Below are 23,404 nucleotides of genomic sequence, written 5' to 3'. Positions count from 1 at the left end.
GCGTCCAGCCTCTTGCGGAATGATTAAGCCCTACCCAAAATAGGTAGGTAGCCTGAGATGTGAATAGGATCTCGACAGAAGTTTGGGTTCGTCAATGGTCGTGCTTCCTGCCCTTAGTCTTCGCTGGGGCATTCTGTCGCGACCTCGTCGCACGATGCGTCCGCTGCGGTTGTTTCTCTGGAAAAGCAGCATTGTTCCAGCGTGACGATGGCTAACCGGGCGAGTATCCGGTGCTGCTCGGACACGTCTATGGAAGCCGGTTCCGATCGCCTGCCAAGGACGAGTTCCTGGCCCCCGCAATGGCTTGGGCGACTGCCTCCACCTCATCGTCAGTCATTGCTGGCCCTCTTGGTTCATGGCGCAAGTGGCACCCGTATTGCTTTGCCGAAAAGGCTCCCGCATAGAATGGTCCAGCTTGCGGCGGGAGCGGCGAAACGGTTTTTGCTCGGGATAACCGCAGTCGAACATCAGTGCCGTCTGGTAGACCATTCGCCCTAATCGACAGGTGAGGCAAAGTCGGCCAAGGAGATTCCTCCCTTGTATTGTCGGATGCCCAACCCGCAAAAATGAAATCGAGCAATTGCACAGTGTCTGTACAAGCAGGTGTTTGCCTTGACAAAGATCAAGTGGCAGCGCCCGGTTCTGCTTTGCAGGAAAGCGAAGCGCTCTACCGCTATGCGGTCGAGCTGAGTCAGCAGATCCCCTGGGTCTCGGACCCCGACGGCAACATTCTCCGCATCGGCCCCGGCTGGGCGCAACTGACAGACATATCCTATGAGCAGTTGCTCGGTACCGGCTGGATGAGGCTTGTCCACCCTGATGACGTGCCGCGCTACATCAAGACCCGGCGTGTAAGCTTGGCCACCGGGGAGCCCTTTCAGTGCGAGTACCGGCTCCAAGACACCGACGGCCACTATCGCTGGTATCGCACCCGTGCGGGCGCCCAGCGCGACGGGACCGGCGCCATTGTGCGCTGGTACGGCACGATCGAGGACATCCATGACCGAACGCTGGCCGAACTGGCCCACCGGGGGCACGCCCGAGTGCTGGAAATGGCCGCCGCCGGCCGGCCGCTCGGGCAGGTTCTGGAAGGGTTATGCCATCTTGCGGAGGATCAGTTGTCCGGCGCACGATGCTCCATTCTGCTCCTCGATCCGGATCAACGCACGCTCCGGCATGGAGCTGCTCCCAATCTCCCCGCCACCTATAATGCCGCCCTCGAGGGACTGATCATCGGACCGGCAGTCGGGTCATGCGGGACCGCGGCCCACGAGCGGCGGGCGATCATCGCGAGCGACATCGCCTCCGATCCCTTGTGGGAGAACTGGCGGGATCTTGCGCTGTCCCATGGCCTGCGCGCCTGCTGGTCCAGGCCCGTGCTGGCGCGCTCCGGTGACGTCCTGGGCACCTTCGCCTTCTACTACGGCGAGCCACGCACCCCCACTTCGAGCGAGATGGCGCGCATTGATACCGTGCTGCACTTCGCGGCGCTGGTCATCGAGCGCCAGCGGAAGGAAATGGAACTGCGCGAGAGCGAGGAACACTATCGCCATTCCGTCGAACTGAACCCGCAAATTCCCTGGGCGGCCGATCCCCAGGGCAACATCGTCGAGGCCTCCCCCCGGTGGTTTGGGGTGACGGGAATGCCCATCGAAGAGGCCCTTGGTAGCGGCTGGATCCGGGTCATCCATCCCGATGACGTGCCCCCAACGCAGCAGCGGTGGTCACATTCATTATCGACAGGCGAAGCTTTTGATACGGATTACCGGGTGCGTACGGCCGATGGAAGCTACCGTTGGTTTCGCGCCCGTGCGGCCGCCCGGCGCCACGCCAGCGGTGCGATCATCCGGTGGTACGGCACGCTGGAGGACATCCACGACAGGAGGGTAGCGGAGGCGCGCCTGCATTGGGCTGCCCACCATGACGACCTGACGGGGCTGCCCAACCGGAGGATGCTTCACGCGCGCCTCAAAGCGGCGGTCGACGCCGCCGCCCACACGCAGGCGATTGTTGGCTTGCTGTTCATCGATGTCGATTACCTCAAGCAGGTCAACGACAGATTCGGCCATGATGCCGGTGACGCGCTGTTGCAGGAGGTCGCCAGGCGGCTGTGCAGCACCACTCGGCCAGCCGACACGGTGGCCCGCGTAGGCGGCGATGAGTTCGCCGTAGTCCTGGCCGAGGTCGAGGGCGAGGCCGAGGTCGCCGCAATGGCCGAGGCCATCCTGGCCAAGATGCGAGAGCCGCTCCGGCGCGGCGGCAAGTCCCTCGACTGCCGCGTCAGCATCGGCGGGGCCATCTGTGCCGGGTCAGGCCCAGGCATGAGGGAAGTCCTGAAACAGGCGGATCTTGCACTGTATCATGCAAAGGCCGACCGACGCGGTGAGTTCAAGCTGTTCACCCCGGCCATGCGGGAGGAAACACGGAGGACCCAGTCGGCGTTCGGGATTGCCCGCAAGGCGGTCACGTTCGGGTGGATCGAGCCATTCTACCAGCCCAAGATGGCGCCCGCCTCCGGTCAAATCGGGGGCTTCGAGGCCCTCCTGCGATGGCATCACCCCCGCAGGGGAGTCCAATCTCCTGCAACGATTGCGCCCGCGTTCGATGATCCAGATCTCGGCATTGTCATCGGGGAGCGCATGCGCTTCTGCATCCTCCGGGATGTGCGTGGCTGGCTCGATGCCGGCCTCGAGTTCGGCCGGATCGCGATCAACACCTCCGCCGTCGAATTTCGCCGAGACGACTATGCCGAACGGGTGCTCGAGGAACTCGGCTGGGCAAGGATCCCGACGAGTTGTGTCGAGGTGGAGGTGACCGAAAGCGTGTTTCTTGGCTCCGGGGCCGAGGTCGTGGAGCGGGCGCTGCGGACCCTGAGTGCCGCCGGCGTGACCATTGCCCTCGATGATTTCGGCACCGGCTATGCCTCGCTGACGCATCTGAAACGGTTTCCCGTGGACGTGATCAAGATCGACCAATCGTTCGTGAGCAACCTGACAGAGGACGCGGGCGATTCAGCCATCGTCAGGGGCGTTCTAGGCCTGGCTGGCAGCCTCGGCATCGAAGTGGTTGCCGAAGGGGTCGAGACCGCCGCCCAAGCGTCGCTCCTCCAGGAATACGGCTGTCGCTTGGTGCAGGGGTATCACCTCGGACGCCCAATGCCCGCCGCCGATGTTCCACGGTTCATCATGTCGTCGAAATAGTTTCACTCTTAGGAGGGCGCTTTATGCCATTCAGCCGGGCGCATCCTGCGGAAAAGTGGACCCGGTTTTCCGCATTTCACGACCCGCTCTTCATAGAGTGGAGCATCGGACTCGATCCCAGAAGTGGGCCCGCATTGGGGGCGATACCTAGGTCTCCTCGTGGCACATCTCGGACCTTGGTCAGCTTATGGGCGTGAAGCAGACGCTCCAAAGGGCAGGGTCCCTTGCCTAGCTCTATTCTGACCTCCGGTATCGTCTGTGTCCCCCCAACACCGCTTGAGCTCCTGCGTGGTCAAGCGTTGGCTGAGGCTTGTCCGATTTCGGCGGCTATGCCGCGCAGCATCTGCTCGAAGGCACCAGCCGGCTGGCCACCGGAGATCAACCATGTTTCGTTGATGACGATGGCCGGAACCGAGCGGATGCCACGGGAGATCCATTCCCGCTCGGCATCGCGGACCGCCTCGGCATAGCGCCCCGATGCCAGCACCTCGCGCGCCTCATTCCCATCGAGCCCGGCCGCGACCGCCGCATCGACCAGCACCTCATGGTCCGACACGTTCGCGCCATCCGTGAAGTTCGCCTTGAACAGGGAGTGCTTCAACTCCCGCTGGCACCCTACGGTCCCCGCCCAGTGCAGCAGGCGGTGGGCGTCAAACGTGTTGTAGATCCGGCTCTCCTCCGTCATGTTGAAGGTGAAGCCAATCTCGGCCCCGCGCGATCGGATCATCGCGCGACTGGCGGCCGATTGCTCTGCCGTGGAGCCGTACTTCTCCGCGATATGCTCCACGAGGTTCTGCCCGGCTGCGGGCATTCCCGGATTGAGTTCGAACGGGTGGAAGGTGATGTCAGCCTCCACCGCGTCCGCAGCATCGGCAAGCGCCTGCTCAAGCCCGCGCAGGCCAATGACGCACCATGGGCAGGCAACGTCGGAAACGAAGTCGATCTTCAGGTGCTGGGTCATGTCGCTGCTCGTTGATGTTCGCGGAAATGGTGAGTCGCAGGAATGCTGAGCTACCACAGTGTCGAGACGTCCAGGCGAACAAAACCGGCATTCGGCAGCAAGGACCGCCAGCCATTTAGGTTTCCGCCGCGCAACTCAACCAGGCTGGATCAGCAACGTCACGGCTTGACCGCCGCCAAGGCAACTGGTTCGGCCTACGGATTCTGGATCACTCCTTCAGGGATCATCGGACACGAGGACGCTACATTCCAACTGCATAGGATCCGCATCACGATGCGCGGCTTGCAGCGCTGCGAGTTCGTTCCCCCGGGCGACGGTAAACCTCTCATCTGAGTATGTTTCATTTTCCCGGACTCCGGTCCAGGTCCAGAGTGCCAATGGGTCGTTCGCCCGTTCGCCGAGGGAGAATGAGTGACCTCACGGCCACGAGGACCGCCAGAAGCGGTGCGAGCCCGAGGAGCGGGCCCATGTCACGGAAGGCCGTGCCATAGCCGAACCAGCCGACCCAGGGCTGGCTGGCCAGCGGGGACAGGAACTGCCCCAGAAGGATGCTGGCCGTCAGCCCGCCTGCGACACCCCCGCGTACCGACGGTGGGGCAAGCGTCATGGCTCCCGCCATGAGATCCGGCATGATGCAGCCCATGCCCGCACCCGTGGCGACCAGTCCGGTCAGGACGAAGGCATGGGACGCCGCGGCCGCAATGATGCCATAGCCCACGGCCATGAGACCGAAGCCGAGAGCGAACCCTCCGAGGATCCCGATCCGGCCTCGGAGATAGCCATAGCCCAGCGAGGCAGCCGCGAACGCAAGATTGAACGCGCCGAGCGTTACCCCCACGACACTTGGCGAGCTTCCTGCTCGAGTCGGGAGTGTTCGGTCGTCGGGGACTGTACGTGTTTCTCTTGATCGCGGTACGGGGCAGGCGGCAACCCATCCCGACGTTCCAGCAGTGCTCTCATTCGCGGTCCACAGCTCTTGGGATCCGGTGGCGACCAGCGGCTTGATCAGTGGGCCATGCTGCTGAGGGCTTCCCGGCATGCCCGCTCGCAACGGCGGCAGGACTCCGCGCAGATGCGGCAATGCTCGTGCATGCCGGCATGGCGCTCACACTCCTCGCCGCAAAGGCGGCAGGCGACAGCGCAGGCCTCCAGCATGCGGCGGATGACCTCCTCGTTCGAGCCGGTCCGGCGAGTGGCTATAGATCCGGTGGCGGCGCAAACGTCAGCACAGTCGAGGTTCAGCCTGATGCACTGGGTGAGTTGGTTCACCATGTCTTCGCCAAGGCAGGCGTCGGCGCAGGATGTGCAGGCCTGAGCGCAGGAATAGCACTCCTCGATGCAACGGATGAGAGCATCGTTGGTGTTGCCCTTCACGTGCGGGTGCGTGCTGATCATCTGCTGTGCATGCATGGTCGCTCTCCTTGAGTTGCGAGTGTTCCGTTCGCGGCTTGGGCTCTGTCGGGAGCCGTTGGCTGCGTGTGAGCCGCTGCCCCAGATGGCGACTGCGGCGGCTCCGGCGAGGGCACCGGCGAGGGCGCCCAGGAGCACCTTGGTTGGAAAGCCGTCACGGCTCGGCATGAGGGATGACGGGCGGCGCCAGGGCCGGCTCATGGCTTTGCTCCCCCGGAGGATTGCTCCTCCTGGTTTGGTGAGAGTGCGTCACTGCTTCGGTTCGACCGCACCGAGCGCGAGGCGCGTGGTGCCGTCGCCAGGGCAACATACAGGGGGAGGGTATTGTTCCTGACCCTGGTCCCGGGTTGGCGCGTTAACGGACAAAGAGGTGCCACTGCATCATGTCCGGACCGGAGGAGAGCCACGGCGGTGTCGCCGTCGATCACAGGCGTCAGCTTCCACGCCTGCGTCGCATCGAGGGACAGGTGCGCGGTCTTCAGCAGATGATTGAGGGGAGCCGCTACTGCGGCGATGTGGTGAACCAGATCAACGCTGCGGTTGCCGCGCTGCGCCGCGTTCAGGTCGACATGCTGCGGGATCACCTGAAGGCGTGTGTCGAGGCGAGCCTGTCCGCTGATCTGCCCGAGGACGAGCGTCAGCGCCTAGCGCGCGAGGTCATGCGCCTCATGGACGTTCTTCGGCGGAATGCCTGAGGTCCGCTCCTGCCGGCTGAGCCTGCGCCCGAGAGCTTTGGTGAATGGCGCTCCCGTGACGCCGTGCGCCACGACCGATCCGCAGATCACGAGGCTCACTGCGTGCCAGATCACCGGCTCCCCTGTTCGATGCTCCATCAGCGAGGCATAGTAGATCGCAGCCACGGCGATGGGCCCAAACCAGCCCACGAACAGGGCTTCGGACGTGGTGCGAATGTCCCGAAGGAGCGGGCGCAGGAGAAAAACCACGGGAGGGCGGCGTAGGAGAAGAACGGCGGCAACAAGCAGCAGCCCGCTCCAGCCCAGTTCGAACCATCCTCGCCACGGAAGAACTGTTCCCAGCAGGATGAAGATCGGGATGGCAAAGAAGCGGTTCACCGCCTCCTGCCCATGCTCTTCGTTCTCCCGGTCTGATTGGCTGATGACCTGTGTGAACGTAGCGCCGGCGGCGAAGACGAGCAGCACCTCGTCGCTCTTGATCAGCCGCCCCGCGCCCACGGCAAGCAGAGCAAGCGCCACCGTGTAGACCAAGCGCCATTCGCTCGTGATCGCATCGCGCCGCTCGGCCAGCTGCAAGAGCTTGGCCGCGACGTAGCCGAGCGCGAGGCCAGCAAGTGTGGCCACACCGACATCCCACAGCAGCGACTTCGTTAACCAGTGGGAGAGGGCCTCTCTGGTCGGGAGAGTAAGCAGGAGGAAGGGCAGAAAGACAAAGACATAGCCCAACCCGTCATTGGCCCCCGACTCGAAGGAGATGGCGTGGCGGACGGGCTTGGGGATGTTCTCCTCCGCCAGCTCGCCGGCGACGATTGGGCTTGCGGCCACAGGATCGGTAGGAGTGATGATGGCGCCAATCAGGGCGGCCATCCAGAACGGCACCCCAAGGAAGAGGAAAACCAAGGTCGTGCTGATCGCCCACATCAGAACCATGCCGAGGCTGATCAGCACCAGCATCTCACGCCAGTTGCGGCGCGGATAGGAGCGAGGAATGCGCAGCGCCACGCCCAAAAGCCCGATGCCCAGCGTCAGGCGGGCGGCTCTCTCCATGAGGGAAGGACGGTCGCCCAGCACCTCGGGATCGATGAGATTGAAAACCGCGGGGCCGACGAGTACCCCGACGACGAGAGCCAGCAGGGTCGGGGGAAGAGGGCTGCGGGACAGCCACTTGGAGCCAAGCCCGAGGATCAGGATCGCTCCCCCGAGGAGAGCAACGACAGTGTTGAAGTTGTTCATCAGGAGAGCCGAGCGGCGGTGCTGGCCTGCATGTTGGGATAGGTCGTGATCGTCGGCTGGATGCGCATGGTGTTCTTCCTCGGGAGCGGAAGCAGGAGCCTACTGACGAGCTTAACCTGTGCAGCCTGGGCGATGTTCCGAAGGAAGCCCAAACCCGAGTGGCTGTCATCCCCAACACGGAACCGGTGGCAGGCTCAATGCAAGAGCCCGCCGCATGTGACTGCGGCGGGCTCTTGCGTCCATCGAGGCAGGCTGTTGGGGTGTAACCACTCCAATTATGGTTCCACGCTCAGGCTGTAACAAGAGGCGAAGCTCCCCTCATCTTCGCCTCTAAGTCATTGAAATTCTTAACCCGGCCATTTTGGCTTGCGGATTCAGACTGCCGCAAATCGGGCCAATGCTTTTCCTCAATTCAGGGGCAATCATCGTGTCGGACGCCCTCTCCAGGCATGAAAGAGCCCGGCTACAGCGAGGTAACCGGGCTCTGCTGCGCACTGATGGGAAGTCATGAAGTTTCAGTATTTTCTGAAAAATGTGCTTCGCATTGATCCGAGTCAAGCCACATGCCGATCTCAGTCACTGGCCGCGGTGGGACTTACGGGCCGTTTGGTGCTTCCTTGGGGACGGCTGGCCCTCCTCCCGGCATGGCTCAGCTCCGGTGCTCACGCACCAGGTCGGCGATGCGATTCAGATGGCGGTCGTGGATCCCGAACCCTTTCAGGCCATGGATCGTGTCGAAGAGGTAGTCCTGACAGGAGCCGAGCGCCCCACACGCGGTTGCGACCACCCGGGCCGTGTCAGCCTCCGAGGCCGGACGCACATAGTTCGGGGCCGCATGGTTGATGGTGAAGGCAATGCCGTACGTGCCCTCCGGCAGGTCAGGTCCATGCAGCTTGACCCAGCGCGGGATGTAGGAGCCCATCACCATCTCGCGCCGCCAGACCAGTTCGAGCTCGGCCTCTGCCTCGGAACGCGCGACGCGAAAGGCGACACCGCGGCAGGAGCCGCCGCAGTCGAGCCCGAGGACCAACCCAGGATTCTCCGGAGTCCCGCGTCCGATGGGAGTGGACAGGCAGAACTGCCGGTGCCAGCCCCGGATCAGCACGGGCCGGCGCTCCACGTAGTGAAACGCCGGGTTCCAGATCAGCGAGCCATAGCCGAACAGCCAGACATCGCCCGGAACAGGCTGCGCGGCGAGGGTTGCCTTGAGGGATGCGCGCCGCTCCTCGTCGCTCAGCACGGGCAGGTCGATTCCCGAGCGGGCGACCAGTTCATGCACGAACCCGTCCCGGAGGGCTTCACGGGTCAGGCCGTGGGCTCGCTTCGTCGCGCTCGATCCTTCCATTCCGATCTCCAGTAGGCTTGGCCTTGGGTCCGTCGGCCTGCTCAAGGCCGCCGGACGATATGTAAGTCCTGGAGGGGCGGCATGGTCATGCTGGCGGCACAGGGCAGCGTCACCCATAACGCGCTTCATCCTGGTCCGGGTGATGTTCAGGCATGCCGTAGGCGTCAGCGATGATCTCGGTCGAGCGAAGAATGGCGGCAGGCGAATGCCCGAGGTTCAGCAACATGAGCTCGTCTGCCCCCAGGCGCCGCTGCCAGGCGTTCAATTGCTCCACGACCTGCGCTCCGGTCCCGCTCATGATCTTGGCGTTCCACATCTCGATCATTTCGCGTTCGGACGGCGAGTAGGGATAGGTCTCGGCCTCTTCCGGGGTGGGGACGACAAAGGACCTGCGCTGGGACATACGCATCATGGCATGGGAGTAGGCCCATGCCTGGCGCCTCGCCTCGCGCTCGTCGTCCGCGGCAAGGACGCCAAAGCTGGTTATGGCATAGGGCCGGTCGAGCACGGCCGAGGGCCTGAACTTCTGGCGATAGAGGATAAGGGCGAGCTCGACGTTCTCGTCCGCGAGGTGTGCCGCGAAGGCAAACGGCAATCCAAGATGCGCGGCAAGCTGCGCCGAGTAGCCGGAGGATCCCAGGAGCCATACCGGGGGGCGCTCGAACGAGCGCGGGACGCCATTTTCCCTGTCCTGCCTCGGGCCGGGAACGGCGTACACGCCGTCGCCGTAAGGATGGCCGCCAGGGAAGTCGTCATCCAGGAAGCCGATCAGCTCCGTGACCTGGTTCGGAAAATCCTCCGCGCCGATCTGCCCGCGCCGCAGGGCGGCCGCGGTCGTCATGTCCGTGCCCGGCGCCCGGCCGAGGCCCAGATCGATGCGCCCCGGCGCAAGCGACGCCAAGAGCCCGAACTGCTCCGCAACGACCAGGGGCGGGAAGTTCGGCAGCATCATGCCTCCCGAACCCAGGCGGATCGACCTCGTCTCACCGACAAGGCGGGCGAGCAGAAGCGCCGGTGACGGGGTCGTGACGCTGGGCATGGCGTGATGCTCGGCGATCCAATAGCGCGTGAACCCCCGCCGATCAGCCAGACGCGCCAAATCGATGCTGGCGGACAGGGCCTCACGTGCCGTAACGCCCTTGCCGGCCATGGCAAAGTCGAGAATGGACACGGGCGCCGGCGCATTTCCATGTCGCGTTCCAAAGATCGATGCAGTCACTTCAACGCTCCCGAATGTCGGCTGTCTGGTGTCGTGTGCGCCGGGCAGGGACATCCGGCGGGTTGAACCCGTTTCAAAACGTCAAGGGGCGCCCACCCCAGTTGGAGTGGGCGCTGATGATCAGAACTTCAGCGTTTCACCGTCGGCGGGGATCCGGACACGGTCTTGGATGCCGTTCTGATGGACATAGTCCCGCAGTTGCTCGCGGCTCAACGTCATATGGTTGATCGCATCCATATGCACGGCGACGATGGTGGCGTTCGGCGCGGCCTTGTACGCGCGGAGCACGTCGTCCTTGCTCATGATGATCGATCCGGCGTAGCCAACCAGCCGGGCTTCGCCGGCGTTCAGGATGACCACGTCGGGCTTGAACTTGGCCAGGCTCTGATCGACCTCGCTGCGCCACACGGTATCGCCGACGAGGTAGACGGTTGGCGAACCCGACGCCTGAAAGACGATGCCCATGGCCGTGCCAAGGAACCCCGCCAAGGGGCCGTTGGCATACATCTCGTCCGTGCCGTGCTGTCCGCCCGTCCGTGTCAGGCGCACGCCTTCGAAAACGGTGTTCTCGCCCATGACGCGAACATCGGTGAAGCCCTGCCCACGAATGATCTTGGCGTCGGCTTCGTTCTGCGCGAACAAGGTGATGGCCTTGGGGACGAACTGATGCTCGCCACCGTCCCAGTGATCGAGGTGGGTATGGGTCACGATCACCGCATCCACGCCCTTCATGACGTCCTCGGCGGGCATCGGAAGCTCGACCAGCGGGTTGCGCCGATCACTGCGGAATGTTCCCTCGAAGCCCGGATAGGCGCCCTTCTTCGCCAGCAGAGGATCGACAAGGAAGGTCTTGCCTGCGTAGTCGATCTTCGTGGTGGCGTTGCGGATGTGCTGCATCTGCACCGACGCCGTGCCGGGCGTCGCGGTGGCCTGGGGGGATGCCAGTGCCGGTAGGCCCGCCGCTCCGAGGGCAAGGGAAATCGCGATGGCACGTATGGCCGTCATTGGCTGCATGTTGCTGCTCCAGATACGAAGTTGATGGCCGGCAGCATTACGGTTGCGCCATGTCTTCGAACAGTGGCCTGAGTGCCAACTGACGATACTTTTGGGCCACAACGCATAGCGGCTGAAAGGACTCGCTCCGGCGGAACGGCACGCCGATCCCCGCCATCTGTCTTGGGCCGACTGTGGAGGAGGCCGATGCAAGGCGGCACACAGGCAGGGGGTGGCCGGGGAGAGCCGCCCAGTTATTACGACAGAGGTGACGTTGACCCAAATGACGACAGTCGCTAGTTCTGGGCCAACAATCATATGCCCTGTGAGCGTCATGTCCCCGATGCGTGTTGCCGTTCTGGTCTTCGACGGCGCGAGTCTTTTCCATCTGACGGTGCCCGGACTGGTTCTGGGCACGAGCCCGGCCTCTCCTGGTGAGCCGTTTTACGATGTCCGCTACTGCGCCGTGACGCCGGGCATGGTCCGCACCGATACGGGGCTTGAGGTCCGGGTGCCGGACGGCCTCGATGCCCTGGCGAAGGCCGATATGATCATCGTGCCGGCATGGGAAGATCCCGAGGCGCGGGCGCCGGAGGCTTTGACAGAAGCCCTGCGCGAGGCCCATTCCCGCGGGAAACTCATCGTCGGCCTATGCCTCGGGGCGTTCGTGCTGGGGGATGCCGGTCTGCTGGATGGCCGGCAGGCGACAACCCATTGGGTGGCGCGCGAGGCCTTCGCGCGCCGCTTCCCCACGGCGAACTTCCGCCCGGACGTGCTCTATGTCGAGGACGGCAACATCGTCACTTCGGCCGGAACCGTCGCTGCCATCGATTGCTGCCTGAACCTGGTCAGGGAGCGCCATGGTGCCGATGTGGCCAATCGCACGGCCAGAATGCTGGTCACGCCACCGCACAGGCAGGGCGGGCAGGCGCAGTACATCGAGAAGCCGGTCCCGCAGTTCCCGTGCGAGAGCCGGTTGCCCGGCGTCCTGGAGTGGGCGCTGGAGCACCTGTCGGAGCCCCTGACCGTGGATACCCTGGCGGACGTCGCCCACATGAGCCGCCGCACGTTCACAAGGCGCTTTCGGGAGACCACAGGTACGACCTTGACCAAGTGGCTGAACGCCCAACGGGTCAGCAGGGCCCAGCAGTTGCTTGAGACCACCGACCTGCCTGTCGAACACATCGTCCATGAAGTCGGCTTCGGCACGCCTTTGTCGATGCGCCAGCAATTCGCCGAGCAACTGGGCACGTCTCCGTCCGACTACAGACGCACGTTCTGCAACACCCGGCGCGCGAGCTTGTGACCGGGTGCGCTACCCGTCCCGTGCCTCGAAGGTGTTGAAGCGCTGGCGGTACTCGCTGGGCGTCAGCCCGACGACCCTGGCAAACACCTTCCGAAAGGCGCCCGGATCGGTGTACCCGGCCTGCCAAGCGATCTGCTCCACGGACAGTCCGCTGAACTGCAACAGTTCGCAGGCTTTGCTGACACGAAGCCTCTGGCCGTATTCCGACGTCGTCATGCCCGTCGCCTTGCGGAACCGGCGCAGGAAAGTCCGTCTTTCGAGCCCGGCCTCGGCGGCAAGCGCCTCAAGGGAGATGTCCTTGGCTTCCGTCGCCTGAAGCCAGCGCTGTACCTTGAGCACCGCGGCATCGCCATGCGCCAGGCGTGGGGAAAAGAAGCTGTAGTAGCGCTGTTCCCGCCCTGGCGGGTCGACCAGCAGGAACTTTGCCGTTTGCGCCATGACCTCCGCCCCGCGGAACCGGTCGAGCAGCTTGAGGCACAGGTCCGTCCAAGCCATCAGCCCCCCGGCGCAAAGGATCTCGCCGCCATCGATGAGGAGCCGGTCCACGTCGACCCAGACCTTGGGGAAACGAGCCCGGAACAGGTCCTCGTGCATCCAGTGCGTCGTGGCCGAGCGGCCGTCGAGAAGGCCCGTTTCGCCGAGCAGGAAGGCGCCCGCGCACACCGAGGCCAGGACGGTGCCGGATGCATGGTGCTCACGCAGCCATTCGACAAAAGGGGCGGCGATCTCTGGGGAGGCCGGGCCCTCAAGGGTGGGAGGCAGGATCAACACGTCCGGTCTTCCTCTGGTGGAGGGCATCGTGTCGAAGGTCCGGACCGGAATTTTGCTGCCTTCGTCCAGCTTCCAGTGACTGACCCTGATCAGGATCGAGGGCTGCCTTTCGTCGGGAGCCATGAAGCGGTTCGATGCGGTGAACAGGTCCGTCATGCCCAGCACGGCCGAGAGCTGGGCCCCCGGATAGGTCACGATGCCGACTTCCACCGTCCGTTCGTTGTCGATTGTCACTATCGCCCCGCATTATGTCGATATCGCCAATGGGCATAGCTCCAAGCCCCACCTAATGTCCAGCCATTCAGATGCCATGAGGCAAACGAAAGGTAGAAACATGAGCAAGCGTGCAGTGATCGTCGTCGACCTCCAGAACGACTACTTTCCCGGGGGCAAGTATTCCCTCGCCAATATCGAACAGGCGGCGGCGAACGCGGCCAAGGTGATCGCGGCGGCACGGGACGAGGGGGATGAGGTGATCCATGTCCAGCATGTGTTCCTCGATCCGCAGGCGCCCTTCTTCCTTCCCGAAACCGAGGGCGTGAAGATCAATCCGGCCGTTGCACCCCGCGATGGCGAGACGCTGGTCGTCAAGAACTATCCGAACTCCTTCCTCAAGACTGACCTGAAGGACAAGCTGGACGCCAAGGGGATTGAGGAGGTCACGGTTGTCGGCGCCATGAGCCACATGTGCATCGACGCCACCGTGCGGGCTGCCAGCGACTTCGGCTACAAGACGACAGTGGTGCAGGATGCCTGCGCGACGCGCGATCTTGAGTTCGGCGGCGTGACGGTGCCGGCGGCCCAGGTGCATGCCACCCTGATGTCGTCGCTGGGCTTCGCCTACGCGACGATCACCGACACCGAGACGTACACCCAACGGTAAAACGCGGGGATCCACGACTGGACCCGGGCGGGGGCATCGCTCCCGCCCGGGTATTCGCTCCGTCGTATGGGGACACTCCCTATAGGCTAAAGACGCCAGTCCTGCCGGGCTGTCTTGACTGAGGCGTTCAACGTTTTTGTCAGCATCCTCTCGGCTGTCCGCCTTCCTTGGGTCCACCCCGATCCGGTCGGGCCGCGCATGCTGCCCATCTGCATCACCTGACCGCGATCATCGAATGGAAAGCTGCCGTCAGCGCTTCCGCTTAAGATCGCCAGACGGCCTATCGGCCATTCTCTGATCTCGACTCTTTCGTGACACGATCTGTAAAGGAATGGCACATGCTCACCATTGACCCGAAACAATCCCTTCTTCTCGTCGTCGACGTCCAGGCGCGGCTCATGCCAGTACTTCGACGCCTGCCGCGAGGATGGGTTCCTCGACCGCGTCCCTGCCGACGGGCATATCGTTGTTGTCGGGTGCGAGGCCCATATCTGCGTCCAGCAGACCGTGCTCGGGCTCCTTGAGGCCTCCCGCAAAACCTATGTGGTGCGCGATGCCGTAGGTTCTCGCCATCCGGAGAGCAAAGAGGCGGCTGTCCGGCGCATGGAACGCCACGGCGCCGAGATTGTCACGACCGAGATGGTGATCTTCGAGTGGCTGCAAATCGCGGAGCATTCGCGCTTCAGGCAGGCACTCGCCTTGATCAAATGGCATCCTGCCGACTTTCGATCGCAGCCTGGTGGCGTCGATTGGATGGTTGCCAGCCGGCGGGATCACGCCCAATGGAAAGCCCTTGGGCGCCTACGGGCATTCACCAGCGAGAGAGCCGCACCTCGCTCGGCCCGCGTCATTTCTGGAAGTAGCCTGCGCGGACGACAGCGCCGATGGGGATGTTGATGATCCCACTCGCCGCGATCACGGTCAGATCGTTGAAGTCGCGTGATGGAGTGATCTCGACGATGTCCATGCCGACAATGCGGCCCTTGGTGGCAAGTCCTTGGATCAGCGTGCGGTTGAGGCGGTCGAAGATCTCGAAGCAGCCAGCAATGGCCCTGCAAAGCGCAAGCGGTCTCCTCGGTCATCTAAAGGCTGAGCATCGCTCCTGTCAGCGTGGCTCGACTTCGAAACTCAGGAAGGTTGGATCGAACTCGGCGAGCTCTTGCAGACGTTCCCAGTCGTCGATGACCAGCGTTTCACCACGCCAGGTAATCAATCTTTCCTTGCGCAGGTCCTGGACGACCCGGTTCACGTGAACGGTCGAGAGTCCAAGGGCGTCCCCCAGTTCCGCCTGGGTCAGGGGAAGCTTGAAGCTGTCATCCTCTGTCAGTCCGACAGCCCGCAGGCGCAGGAACATCTCGCAGAGAAGGTGAGCGGCGTGCTCAAGGGCCGAGCGCCTCCCCATGGCCACGATCCACTGACGGTGAATCGCGGCATCAACAGCAATGTTCACCCCAAGCAGCCGGGTCAGATGGGGGTGGTTTTCGGAGATCTCGCGGAGGGTCTCGTGGGGGACAAAGCCGACCGAGCAGGGCGTGATCGCCAGGACGGCATGGTCCATCTTCTTGACCAGGAAGCTGTGCAAATCGACGAAGTCGCCGGGCACATGAAGGCCTGTGATCTGGCGCTTGCCGTTTCTGAGAAGGCTGTAGCGCGCGGCAAAGCCCTCCAGCAGAACAGTGCTCTCGGTGGGGCGGTCCCCCTCCCGGATGATGTCCTCACCTTTGCTCACCACTCGTGCCCTGACGACGGCACCCTCCAGGAACTGTTTTTCCTCATCTGAGAGGCGATCAAAGTTCTCAAGTTTGCGGATCAGGCGGGTGTTCAGGATGGGCCTCCCTCGGTGCAGCCTCCCCGCTCTCTTGGCGGTGTTTTCGCCCGTGCGCGGAAGCATAGTCTAGCTGGTGCGGAAAGGCCAGCAGGGCTCAATGCGAACCCCTGCACAAACTGAAACCTTGAGTATCAACGACAATCATGCTGCGCAGGGATCATGATCGCCGCGCGGGCTGCGCATTCTCCAGGACAAGGTCACCGGTTGCAGGAAGGCTGATGGTGCAGTGGAGCCCATCTGGCGTGAACTCCAGGTTCGCTTCACCGCCAAGGTCATAGGCGAGGATCCGCTCGATCAGCTCCGTCCCGAAGCCGCGCCGCGTCGGCTTCTCGCCGGAAAGCCTCACTCCCGTCTCGGTCCAGCGGAGCACAAGACGGGGCTGCTCCGGCGACTCCTCGATGGTCCATTCTACCTCTATGCGGCCCTGCTCAGCGGAGAGAGCGCCATACTTCACCGCATTGGTCGCCAGCTCGTGGATCGCAAGCGCCACCGTCTCAGCCGCTTTCGCCTGGAGGCGGACATTTGGACCCTTGATGTGCCTGACCCGCTCGCCTTCCTGAGCCGCGACCGACAGGAGTGTATCCGCGACCAGCGTGGTCAGTTCGAGCCCCGCATCAGGGGTTCTTGTGACCGCCGCCTGCACCCGGGCAAAGGCATCGATGCGCCCCTCCAGGTGCATGGCGTAATCTTCCACGCTCTCGCTGGTCTGTACCGTCCGGCGGGCGATGGAGCGCACCACCGCCAGCGTGTTCCTCACCCGATGCTGGAGTTCGGCCAGGAGTAGCTTGGCGTGGCGCTCGCTCTCGCGCAGCCGCTCCTCGGCCTGTATGCGCTCGGTGACATCCTGTCCGATCTTGAGAAAGCCCCGAAGCTCACCATTGCTCTCGCGAAGAGCCCTGACGACGCCTTCGATGAAGACCCGCGAGCCATCCTTGTGCAGATGCCAGCGCACGTTGGGAGCAAAACCCTCCCTTCGCGCCGTCTCGATCTCTTTCCTGTCCTCGCCTGCTTCCCGATCTTCGGGCGTAAACAGGATGGCGGAATACTGGCCCTTGATCTCGTCCGCCGTCCACCCGAACACGGCTTGAGCACCGGGCGTCCATTCGGTGATCCGATCCTCCGCGTCGGTCAGGACGATTGCGTAGTCGAGGGTATTCTCGACGATGAGCCGGAAGCTCTCCTCCTGGCGGTGCAGCGTCCGCACCTTGTGCAGACGGTCGATTACCGGCCCGAGAAGGGTGGCGTAGGTGCGCAGGAACTCGGTGTCCTCCTCACTGAAGGCGCGTGGCTTGGTGTCATCCACCTGCAACAGCCCAAAGGCTTGCCCGCCGGGCACGAAGATCGGCACATTCGCCAACGCGACCACGCCCGCCTCCTTCATGAACTCGGGAACTTCGAAGCGCTCCTCCTTGGCGATGTCCTGCGTGATGACGGGCTTGCCCTCGTTGATCGAATACGTCTCGGAGGAGCGCTCGCTCATCGGCAGCCGCAGGTGCCCGACGATATCGAGCTTCCAGCCGACGCCGGCCCGCACGAACAGGCACTGGCCGTCCTCCTGAATCTCCAGGATCTTGGCCCGGCCAGTCCCAAGCGCCTCGGCCACAAGGCGGCAGGCTTCGGTGAGGACCGCGTCAAGGTCACCGCTGCGCAGCGCGAACTCGCCGAAATCGGCCAGCACCTTCTGGCGCCGCATCATCTGCTCGCTATCGACCATCACGTCTCCCTACGGTGGTATCTGCCGAGGGGCAAGGGGTTCCCCTGACATGTGCCTGTGCCCCCGTTGCTTGTCCTGGATGCCCACACAAACGCCCAAGCAGCCGGAAAGTCACAGGCGCCGGCGATCAGGCCTCATCGCCGTCGAGGTGGCGGCCCTCAGGGTTGAGATGTAGGTGGTTGGGGTTGACCATGGTGACTCGTCGGAGCGCCTCCAGGTTCAGGCTGGTGACGGGCTCGCGCATGAGGGCCTGGAACAGCACTGTTTAACCTGTGTTGGTGTGGAGCCGCAGGAGGGAGCCTACTCCTCAGAAACCGTCCCGACGAAGGCATGGAAGGAGAGAGCATGACCAGCACGGCAGAGACAGGGGCCTTGACTTATCGCCGGGTGCTCATCGTCGAGGATGAGTACTTCCTGGCGGATGACATGGCACAGGCTCTCCGGAAGTTCGGGGCGGACGTGGTAGGACCAGTCCGGTCGACGGACGAAGCCCTGGCGCTTCTGGCGGAGGAGCCTGTGGATGCGGCGGTGCTGGACATCAACCTGAAAGGCCAGATGGTCTACCCTGTTGCCGATGCGCTGCGGGAGCAGGGCGTGCCCTTCATCTTCGCCACTGGCTATGACGAAGCTGCGGTGCCTGAGGCCTACAGGGGTGTTCCACGCTGGGAGAAGCCCTTCCGCCCGGAGGACCTCGCCAAGGCGTTGCCAGGTCTCGTGCAGAAATCATGAGGTTCATACACGAGGCGAGTGCAGGACTCCTGCTCGTTGACCTTGGGAATGTCGGTTCTTGGCATACCTGAGACGTTAGGCCGAGGGCGGCTATCCTCACGTAGTCAGACGTACCGAAGGGGCCAGGAATTTCGAAGCTCAGCCCCGTTCCGGACCTAACAAGCATGCTACAGTGCTGAACCCGGGGACTCCACCAAAGAGCCCTGACGGATTTTGCCGAATCATGGCGCTATGCATCTGACGCGACAACCCGGCCTGACCGACGCGTATCCGAGGAAACCGACCATCGTCATGACGAACTCACAGAACATGGATGCGGCCCTGACCTCGCCATCGGTCGCGCGGAACCGAGACCCAATTCTGGCCGTCCTGCAGCGGGTTCTCCCAGCCAGCGGACTGGTTCTGGAGATTGCCAGCGGGACCGGCGAGCACGCCCTTCATTTCGCCGCCACGCTGCCGCACCTGACGTGGCAGCCCACCGACCAGGACGAGCAGGCCTTGAACAGCATCGCCGCTCATCGCGCAGCGTCAGCGCTGCCCAATCTCCTTGCGCCGTTGAGGCTCGATGCCTCTGCCCCGGACTGGCCCGTCGAGCGGGCTGACGCTCTCGTCGCCATCAACATGGTTCATATCTCTCCTTGGCGGGCGACGCAGGGGCTCATGGCCGGGGCGGGACGGGTGCTTCCGTCAGGCGGCGTGCTCTTTCTCTACGGGGCCTACAAGGAGAAGGGCGCCCACACGGCTCCCAGCAACGAGGCCTTTGACCAGGGCCTCAGACGCCGGAATCCGGAGTGGGGTATCCGTAACCTGGAAGAGGTGGCTGACCTCGCACGAGCGCATGGGCTGGAGCTCGTCGAGCGCATCGCCATGCCCGCGAACAATCTCAGCCTCGTGTTCCGAAGGTAGGCGGCCTCGGACCGAAATTGCCCCGCAGCGCCCTCTCGGTCGTTCAGCGCACCGAGTCCGATGCGGGGCGGCAATCCCCTTGCGGAAAAATAAGCATATACTAAATTAGTTCCGACTTATAGATTGCAGGTATGCGTATGCCCCGTTTGGAACTCGACCTGGAGACCTTCGAGAAGCAGGCGACGGAGGTCGCGGACATCCTGCGGGCGCTGGCTAACGAGCGCCGCCTGATGATCCTGTGCAAGCTGGTGGAGTGGGGCGAGGCCAATGTCACCGCACTGGCCGAAGCCGTGGGCCTGTCGCAATCGGCCCTGTCGCAGCATCTGGCCAAGATGCGGGATGAAGGCATCGTCGCCACCCGGCGCGAGAGCCAGACGATCTGGTACCGCATCGCCGACCCACGCATCGAGCAGCTGTTCGCGACTCTGTACAGCCTGTTCTGCAAGCAGGCGAAGGACGGCGGCTCTGCCTGATAGGGAGGTGGGTGCCACCTCAGCCGGCCCGTCGCGCCCCATTGAAGCGCTCAATTCCAACGGAGGATCTGCATTGCGGCCAGGAGCGGGGCACGACCTTTGACCTTCATGTGCAAGGGCAGGAACCCCTAAGAAAGGAGCAGGAGGCTTCATGAGCGAACAATCAGACCAGGAGCGCTGGAACACGCGCTACAGCGGCGAGGATTACCTGTTTGGCACCAGCCCGAATGCCTTCCTAGCCAGTCAACGGCACCTCCTCGGGCCTGGACAAAGGGCTCTGGCTGTGGCTGACGGAGAAGGCCGCAACGGCGTGTGGCTGGCGGAGCACGGGCTGCGTGTCACCGCGCTCGACTTCTCCTCGGCCGCCCTCGCGAAGGCCCGGAGGCTGGCGGACAGCAGGGGCGTCGAGGTGTCCTTCGTTCAGGCGGATCTGGCAGCCTGGGAGTGGCAGGAAAGCAGCTTCGACGTGGTGGCCGCCATCTTCATCCAGTTCGCCGATCCGACATTGCGCGAGGCGATCTTTCGGGGGATCCGGCGCACGCTCGCTCCCGGAGGCCTTCTCCTTCTGCAGGGCTACCGGCCGGAACAGATCCAGTATGGGACCGGCGGCCCGCCGCATGCGGAAAACATGTACACGGCAGCCATGCTGCGCGAGGTCTTCCACGATTTCGAGATTGTCAGCCTGGTGGAACACGACAGCGTCATCCAAGAGGGGACCGGACACTACGGCATGTCGGCCCTCGTGGATCTGGTCGCGCGCAAGCCGTCCTGAACTCCGGCCAGAACCCTTTGCTCCGACCCCGGACGCCCCAGCGAGTTCAGGGGCATCACGGATCTCCCGTTGCGGCGCGAATGGGTTCCTGAACCTGCCCGCCCGCCCGCGCCGGCGCCTTGGGTGGATGGTGCGTCGCGAGGTAGTCGAGGATCAGGTCGCGGTCGGCGCCGTCATGGGCGGTGTAATTCGCCGTGTCCTTCAGCCCCGCGGCCTGGAGCACTTCACTCAGCGGTACGCCGGTCCATTCCGCGCAGCCCGCGCCGCCGTTGGTCCATTGGTTGCCTCTCGCCTGCGGCCGTTCACCAAGGACGACGAGCCTCTTCTCCTTGCCGGGATAGTCGAGCGGCTGTGACCTGAGGGCTGGGCTGCACCGCCCGATGCGGGAGCCCCCTGCGCTAGGGCCGACGGGATCAAAGTGCCGGTTGGATACGAGGATAGGGGGGAGAGTGGCGCCCACAGCGGCCCCAAGGCCCGCCAAGCTGACGCTGGTCAGGAGCCCGCGGCGGCTGATCCCTCCGGGCTCAGGGAGCTCTTGATCGTCAATGGGTGGTTCTTGGGGCGACCGCTCGGTTTGGCGTGTCATGGCGTTCCTCCGCAGGCCCCGCCGCGCCGGGCCCATGGCCGCAGCGTCGTTTGTCGCATGGGAGGACAACGAGCTTGGCCTGTGAAGGCAAGCGGAAGAGCAAGGAAGGCTGCGGCGCGTCGCGGGGCGCCTCCTAAGCGATGAGGGCCGCCGCCAGCCGCTCATCGCAACTCAACTACTCCGCCAGCAACCGGTTGAGCGCGCCCGTCAATGCCTCACGGGAAATCTCGCCAACGTGGACGGATCGGAGCTTTCCGTCCGCGCCGATGAAGAGAGTGACCGGCAGACCCGGCGTGGAGTAGTGGCGAGGCACGTCCATGCGCGCGTCGAGCAGCACGTTCGACAGCGTGATGTTCTCGTTGTTCAGATAGCCCTCAATCGTCGTGCGCTCCTCGCCCTGGTTCACGAACAGGAACGTGACGTCGTCTCTCGCCGCTGCCGTCTCGGCCATCATCGGCATCTCGCGCCGGCAGGGCGGGCACCAACTGGCCCATAGGTTTACGATAACGGGCCGTCCCACAAAGCTCGTCAGGACGACGGATCCTCCCTCCGCCCGCTCCAGGGCCACCTCCGGCATCGGCGTGGACGGCGTGGCGCTGGTCAGCTGCCACATCACGTTCCAGGCAAACAGGCCGATAACAAGGCTGACCACCGCGCCGATGGCGGCCCGACGTGTCCGTACCAGGGCCGCGGAGACAAGCGCGATTCCGGCGGCGCCCCATGGCCAGGAAAACCCGCCCTGCCAGACCGCGAAGACCCGCCAGGGCTCCACCGCAAAGCTGGCAGCGTGCTCGATGACATGCCCCAACCGGGCCATGATCAAACCGCCGAGCAGAGCCCAGGTCGACCAGCGGCCAACGCGGGGATCCAGGCGGGAGGACAGGATTGAGGTCGCGGCCATGAAGGCACCGATGCCGACGATGGCCGCGAGGCGATCACCGGCGAAGACGAGGGGACCGATTGAGATAACTTGCATGGCCCTGCTGATTCAGGGTCCAGCTTAAGGCAGCCTTAAGACGGCGTCTCATGCTGGGCACTGCCGCCGTCAGCTTGCGGCCGTGTTGATGCTGAAGCCCGCCCGCAGACCAGGCCGGTCCTGGCGGCTCCGGAGTTCGAAGGTGGCCTTGGCCCGCCTGAGCGCCGCGTCGACGATGGCGAGGCCGAGGCCGCTGCCCACGGCGCTGTGGTGGCGTCCACGGAAGAACCGGTCGGTCACCAGGCCGATTTCGTCCTCTGGGATGCCCGGACCCTCGTCCTCCACCGCAATCATCGGCCGGCTTGTGCTGCCAGCGAGGAACCAGCGCACGAGGCCGCCCTCCGGCGAGTGCTGCACCGCGTTCTCGTGCAGGTTGCGCACGGCGAGGTGGAACAGCTCGCGGTTCATCCGGATCGTCGTGTGGTGGAGTGCGGGGTCGAGCTGCACGCGCGTGGAGGTCCTGCCCGTGGCAAGGCTCGCGATGACCTCCTCCAAGGCCGGGCCGACGAGGATGTCGTGAGGCTCGCCCTCGTCCACGGTCGCATCGAGCTCGGACATGGCGAGCAGCTGGCGCACGAGCCGGCTGGTGCGGTCGACGGCCACCAGCGTTTGCCTCAGGGCCCCTTCACGGGTCTCCGGATCCTTCGCCGCCAGGGCCACCTGGACCTGGGTGCGCAACCCCGCCAACGGGGTGCGCAGCTCGTGCGCTGCGAAGGCCGTGAAGCTGCGCTCGTGCTCGCGCGCCGCAGCGACCTTGCCGAAGAGGCCGTTCAGAGCCTCGACGACGGGCCGGATCTCCGACGGCGGGTTGCCGACGCTGATCGGGCACAAGTCCTCGGCACCGCGCGCCTTGAGGCCTTGTGTCAGGTGACGAAGGGGACGGAGCCCGCGGCCGACGCTGGCCCAGATCAGGAAGGCCAGCAGGGGGACCATCAGGGCGGCCGGCAGGAGCAGGCCGCGGACGAGGTCCGTCACGAGGCGGTCACGCAGGCCGAGCCGATCACCGACGAGCACCCGAATGCCCTTGTCGCGGTCGGCCACGGCATAGACCCGCCACGGCTCGCCGCCGACCTCCCTTTCAGAGAACCCGCTGGTCTCGTCCGACAGCTCGGCTTCCGGCGCGCCGCTGGAGCGTCCGATCAGGCGGCCGTCGAACGACCAGATTTGGCATGAGAGCTGGCGTTCGTAACTAACGTGGCCGGGCTCGGGGAGGGGGATCGAGAGCGGGGCGCCGTCCACACGGGCCGACAGCGCGATTTCGCCGCTTGTGACGAGCGAGCCGACCATGCGCGCCGCCTCCATGAGGCGCGTGTCGAGCACGTGCTGCAGCTGGCGCTTGGTGTCGAGATAGATCCAGGCCGTCGCGAACAGCCAGATCCCTATCGTGGCGGCGATCAGGATGAT

The 23,404-nt window shown here is 64.2% G+C and carries 23 protein-coding genes and 2 pseudogenes; 10 read left to right on the top strand and 15 right to left on the bottom strand.

Annotated features, from left to right (window positions below; translation table 11 throughout):
- The first annotated feature begins 626 nt into the window (after positions 1–626).
- Entirely contained in the window at positions 627–3,200 is a 2,574-nt protein-coding gene (locus tag GR328_RS22345) for an EAL domain-containing protein (protein ID WP_160887788.1), read from the top strand.
- 292 nt (positions 3,201–3,492) lie between these two features.
- On the opposite strand, the gene GR328_RS22340 is transcribed toward GR328_RS22345, so the two are convergent.
- Positions 3,493–4,161 (bottom strand): DsbA family oxidoreductase, encoded by a 669-nt coding sequence (locus GR328_RS22340; RefSeq protein WP_160887786.1) that lies wholly within the window; start codon positions 4,159–4,161, stop codon positions 3,493–3,495.
- Positions 4,162–4,203: 42 nt separating this feature from the next.
- Between GR328_RS22340 and GR328_RS22335 the strand changes: the two genes are divergently transcribed.
- The gene (locus GR328_RS22335) at positions 4,204–4,494 is read left to right on the top strand and encodes a hypothetical protein (RefSeq protein WP_160887784.1); all 291 of its coding nucleotides are present in this window, start codon (positions 4,204–4,206) and stop codon (positions 4,492–4,494) included.
- Positions 4,495–4,501: 7 nt separating this feature from the next.
- On the opposite strand, the gene GR328_RS22330 is transcribed toward GR328_RS22335, so the two are convergent.
- Both GR328_RS22330 and GR328_RS22325 read right to left on the bottom strand, forming a co-directional pair.
- Positions 4,502–5,200, bottom strand: coding sequence for an MFS transporter (locus tag GR328_RS22330; protein ID WP_246216035.1), 699 nt, complete (start codon positions 5,198–5,200; stop codon positions 4,502–4,504).
- Entirely contained in the window at positions 5,167–5,571 is a 405-nt protein-coding gene (locus GR328_RS22325) for a four-helix bundle copper-binding protein (RefSeq protein ID WP_160887858.1), read from the bottom strand. The genes GR328_RS22330 and GR328_RS22325 overlap by 34 nt, the downstream gene beginning before the upstream one ends.
- A gap of 383 nt (positions 5,572–5,954) precedes the next feature.
- Here GR328_RS22325 and GR328_RS22320 point away from each other — a divergent pair, with 383 nt between their 5' ends.
- Positions 5,955–6,266, top strand: a complete 312-nt coding sequence (locus tag GR328_RS22320) for a metal-sensitive transcriptional regulator (protein WP_160887782.1) — start codon at positions 5,955–5,957, stop codon at positions 6,264–6,266.
- Here the strand turns inward: GR328_RS22320 and GR328_RS22315 are convergent.
- The 4 genes from GR328_RS22315 to GR328_RS22300 all read right to left on the bottom strand — a co-directional run bounded on the left by GR328_RS22315 (position 6,216) and on the right by GR328_RS22300 (position 11,077).
- Positions 6,216–7,499, bottom strand: coding sequence for a cation:proton antiporter domain-containing protein (locus GR328_RS22315; RefSeq protein ID WP_160887781.1), 1,284 nt, complete (start codon positions 7,497–7,499; stop codon positions 6,216–6,218). The two genes, GR328_RS22320 and GR328_RS22315, sit on opposite strands and share 51 nt — an antisense overlap.
- Before the next feature lie 649 nt (positions 7,500–8,148).
- The gene (locus tag GR328_RS22310; RefSeq protein ID WP_160887780.1) at positions 8,149–8,844 is read right to left on the bottom strand and encodes a gamma-glutamylcyclotransferase; all 696 of its coding nucleotides are present in this window, start codon (positions 8,842–8,844) and stop codon (positions 8,149–8,151) included.
- A 109-nt stretch (positions 8,845–8,953) separates the two neighbouring features.
- Complete coding sequence (locus GR328_RS22305; RefSeq protein WP_343039456.1) at positions 8,954–10,063, bottom strand: LLM class flavin-dependent oxidoreductase; 1,110 nt, start codon at positions 10,061–10,063, stop codon at positions 8,954–8,956.
- Positions 10,064–10,183: 120 nt separating this feature from the next.
- Positions 10,184–11,077, bottom strand: coding sequence for an MBL fold metallo-hydrolase (locus GR328_RS22300; RefSeq protein WP_160887778.1), 894 nt, complete (start codon positions 11,075–11,077; stop codon positions 10,184–10,186).
- A 313-nt stretch (positions 11,078–11,390) separates the two neighbouring features.
- Here GR328_RS22300 and GR328_RS22295 point away from each other — a divergent pair, with 313 nt between their 5' ends.
- On the top strand, positions 11,391–12,362 hold the full coding sequence (locus GR328_RS22295) for a GlxA family transcriptional regulator (RefSeq protein WP_160887777.1): 972 nt from the start codon (positions 11,391–11,393) through the stop codon (positions 12,360–12,362).
- A 9-nt stretch (positions 12,363–12,371) separates the two neighbouring features.
- Here GR328_RS22295 and GR328_RS22290 read toward each other — a convergent pair whose 3' ends face one another.
- Positions 12,372–13,367 (bottom strand): GlxA family transcriptional regulator, encoded by a 996-nt coding sequence (locus tag GR328_RS22290; protein ID WP_425487068.1) that lies wholly within the window; start codon positions 13,365–13,367, stop codon positions 12,372–12,374.
- Between the two features lie 100 nt (positions 13,368–13,467).
- Here GR328_RS22290 and GR328_RS22285 point away from each other — a divergent pair, with 100 nt between their 5' ends.
- A complete protein-coding gene (locus GR328_RS22285; protein WP_160887776.1) occupies positions 13,468–14,016 on the top strand; it encodes a cysteine hydrolase family protein in 549 nt (182 codons plus the stop codon).
- A 402-nt stretch (positions 14,017–14,418) separates the two neighbouring features.
- A pseudogene (locus GR328_RS22280) lies at positions 14,419–14,724 on the top strand (isochorismatase family protein); the annotation flags it as partial.
- Between the two features lie 139 nt (positions 14,725–14,863).
- Here GR328_RS22280 and GR328_RS28375 read toward each other — a convergent pair.
- The 4 genes and pseudogenes from GR328_RS28375 to GR328_RS28095 form a co-directional block, all read right to left on the bottom strand.
- Positions 14,864–15,028, bottom strand: a pseudogene (locus GR328_RS28375) (arginase family protein); the annotation flags it as partial.
- Between the two features lie 93 nt (positions 15,029–15,121).
- Positions 15,122–15,745, bottom strand: a complete 624-nt coding sequence (locus GR328_RS22270; RefSeq protein ID WP_425487067.1) for a Crp/Fnr family transcriptional regulator — start codon at positions 15,743–15,745, stop codon at positions 15,122–15,124.
- A gap of 256 nt (positions 15,746–16,001) precedes the next feature.
- Complete coding sequence (locus GR328_RS22265; protein WP_160887775.1) at positions 16,002–17,558, bottom strand: sensor histidine kinase; 1,557 nt, start codon at positions 17,556–17,558, stop codon at positions 16,002–16,004.
- A gap of 127 nt (positions 17,559–17,685) precedes the next feature.
- Positions 17,686–17,820, bottom strand: coding sequence for a hypothetical protein (locus tag GR328_RS28095; RefSeq protein ID WP_281352065.1), 135 nt, complete (start codon positions 17,818–17,820; stop codon positions 17,686–17,688).
- An 83-nt stretch (positions 17,821–17,903) separates the two neighbouring features.
- On the opposite strand from GR328_RS28095, the gene GR328_RS22260 reads away from it, so the two are divergent.
- The 4 genes from GR328_RS22260 to GR328_RS22245 all read left to right on the top strand — a co-directional run bounded on the left by GR328_RS22260 (position 17,904) and on the right by GR328_RS22245 (position 20,438).
- Positions 17,904–18,287 (top strand): response regulator, encoded by a 384-nt coding sequence (locus tag GR328_RS22260; RefSeq protein WP_160887774.1) that lies wholly within the window; start codon positions 17,904–17,906, stop codon positions 18,285–18,287.
- Positions 18,288–18,578: 291 nt separating this feature from the next.
- Positions 18,579–19,193, top strand: a complete 615-nt coding sequence (locus tag GR328_RS22255; protein WP_160887773.1) for a DUF938 domain-containing protein — start codon at positions 18,579–18,581, stop codon at positions 19,191–19,193.
- 137 nt (positions 19,194–19,330) lie between these two features.
- Complete coding sequence (locus GR328_RS22250) at positions 19,331–19,666, top strand: ArsR/SmtB family transcription factor (RefSeq protein ID WP_160887772.1); 336 nt, start codon at positions 19,331–19,333, stop codon at positions 19,664–19,666.
- Positions 19,667–19,817: 151 nt separating this feature from the next.
- On the top strand, positions 19,818–20,438 hold the full coding sequence (locus tag GR328_RS22245) for a class I SAM-dependent methyltransferase (RefSeq protein WP_160887770.1): 621 nt from the start codon (positions 19,818–19,820) through the stop codon (positions 20,436–20,438).
- Positions 20,439–20,493: 55 nt separating this feature from the next.
- On the opposite strand, the gene GR328_RS22240 is transcribed toward GR328_RS22245, so the two are convergent.
- The 3 genes from GR328_RS22240 to GR328_RS22230 all read right to left on the bottom strand — a co-directional run bounded on the left by GR328_RS22240 (position 20,494) and on the right by GR328_RS22230 (position 23,404).
- A complete protein-coding gene (locus GR328_RS22240) occupies positions 20,494–21,024 on the bottom strand; it encodes a molybdopterin-dependent oxidoreductase (protein ID WP_205790218.1) in 531 nt (176 codons plus the stop codon).
- 175 nt (positions 21,025–21,199) lie between these two features.
- A complete protein-coding gene (locus tag GR328_RS22235; RefSeq protein WP_160887766.1) occupies positions 21,200–22,000 on the bottom strand; it encodes a TlpA disulfide reductase family protein in 801 nt (266 codons plus the stop codon).
- A gap of 69 nt (positions 22,001–22,069) precedes the next feature.
- Positions 22,070–23,404: an ATP-binding protein gene (locus GR328_RS22230; RefSeq protein ID WP_160887764.1), complete on the bottom strand. Its 1,335-nt coding sequence runs from the start codon at positions 23,402–23,404 to the stop codon at positions 22,070–22,072.

Source organism: Microvirga makkahensis (genome assembly GCF_009830105.1).
In the GTDB taxonomy this organism is placed as follows: Bacteria; Pseudomonadota; Alphaproteobacteria; order Rhizobiales; family Beijerinckiaceae; genus Microvirga; species Microvirga makkahensis.
Note: the sequence above shows the minus strand (reverse complement) of the source record. Positions and strands in the feature narration are given on the sequence as shown.

Coding starts and splice junctions, on each gene's coding strand:
- GR328_RS22340 (WP_160887786.1), bottom strand. CDS start 4,161: ATGACCCAGCACCTGAAGATCGACTTCGTTTCCGACGTTGCCTGCCCA.
- GR328_RS22335 (WP_160887784.1), top strand. CDS start 4,204: ATGCTGAGCTACCACAGTGTCGAGACGTCCAGGCGAACAAAACCGGCA.
- GR328_RS22330 (WP_246216035.1), bottom strand. CDS start 5,200: ATGCCGGGAAGCCCTCAGCAGCATGGCCCACTGATCAAGCCGCTGGTC.
- GR328_RS22325 (WP_160887858.1), bottom strand. CDS start 5,571: ATGCATGCACAGCAGATGATCAGCACGCACCCGCACGTGAAGGGCAAC.
- GR328_RS22320 (WP_160887782.1), top strand. CDS start 5,955: ATGTCCGGACCGGAGGAGAGCCACGGCGGTGTCGCCGTCGATCACAGG.
- GR328_RS22315 (WP_160887781.1), bottom strand. CDS start 7,499: ATGAACAACTTCAACACTGTCGTTGCTCTCCTCGGGGGAGCGATCCTG.
- GR328_RS22310 (WP_160887780.1), bottom strand. CDS start 8,844: ATGGAAGGATCGAGCGCGACGAAGCGAGCCCACGGCCTGACCCGTGAA.
- GR328_RS22300 (WP_160887778.1), bottom strand. CDS start 11,077: ATGCAGCCAATGACGGCCATACGTGCCATCGCGATTTCCCTTGCCCTC.
- GR328_RS22295 (WP_160887777.1), top strand. CDS start 11,391: ATGTCCCCGATGCGTGTTGCCGTTCTGGTCTTCGACGGCGCGAGTCTT.
- GR328_RS22285 (WP_160887776.1), top strand. CDS start 13,468: ATGAGCAAGCGTGCAGTGATCGTCGTCGACCTCCAGAACGACTACTTT.
- GR328_RS22265 (WP_160887775.1), bottom strand. CDS start 17,558: ATGGTCGATAGCGAGCAGATGATGCGGCGCCAGAAGGTGCTGGCCGAT.
- GR328_RS22260 (WP_160887774.1), top strand. CDS start 17,904: ATGACCAGCACGGCAGAGACAGGGGCCTTGACTTATCGCCGGGTGCTC.
- GR328_RS22255 (WP_160887773.1), top strand. CDS start 18,579: ATGACGAACTCACAGAACATGGATGCGGCCCTGACCTCGCCATCGGTC.
- GR328_RS22250 (WP_160887772.1), top strand. CDS start 19,331: ATGCCCCGTTTGGAACTCGACCTGGAGACCTTCGAGAAGCAGGCGACG.
- GR328_RS22245 (WP_160887770.1), top strand. CDS start 19,818: ATGAGCGAACAATCAGACCAGGAGCGCTGGAACACGCGCTACAGCGGC.
- GR328_RS22240 (WP_205790218.1), bottom strand. CDS start 21,024: ATGACACGCCAAACCGAGCGGTCGCCCCAAGAACCACCCATTGACGAT.
- GR328_RS22235 (WP_160887766.1), bottom strand. CDS start 22,000: ATGCAAGTTATCTCAATCGGTCCCCTCGTCTTCGCCGGTGATCGCCTC.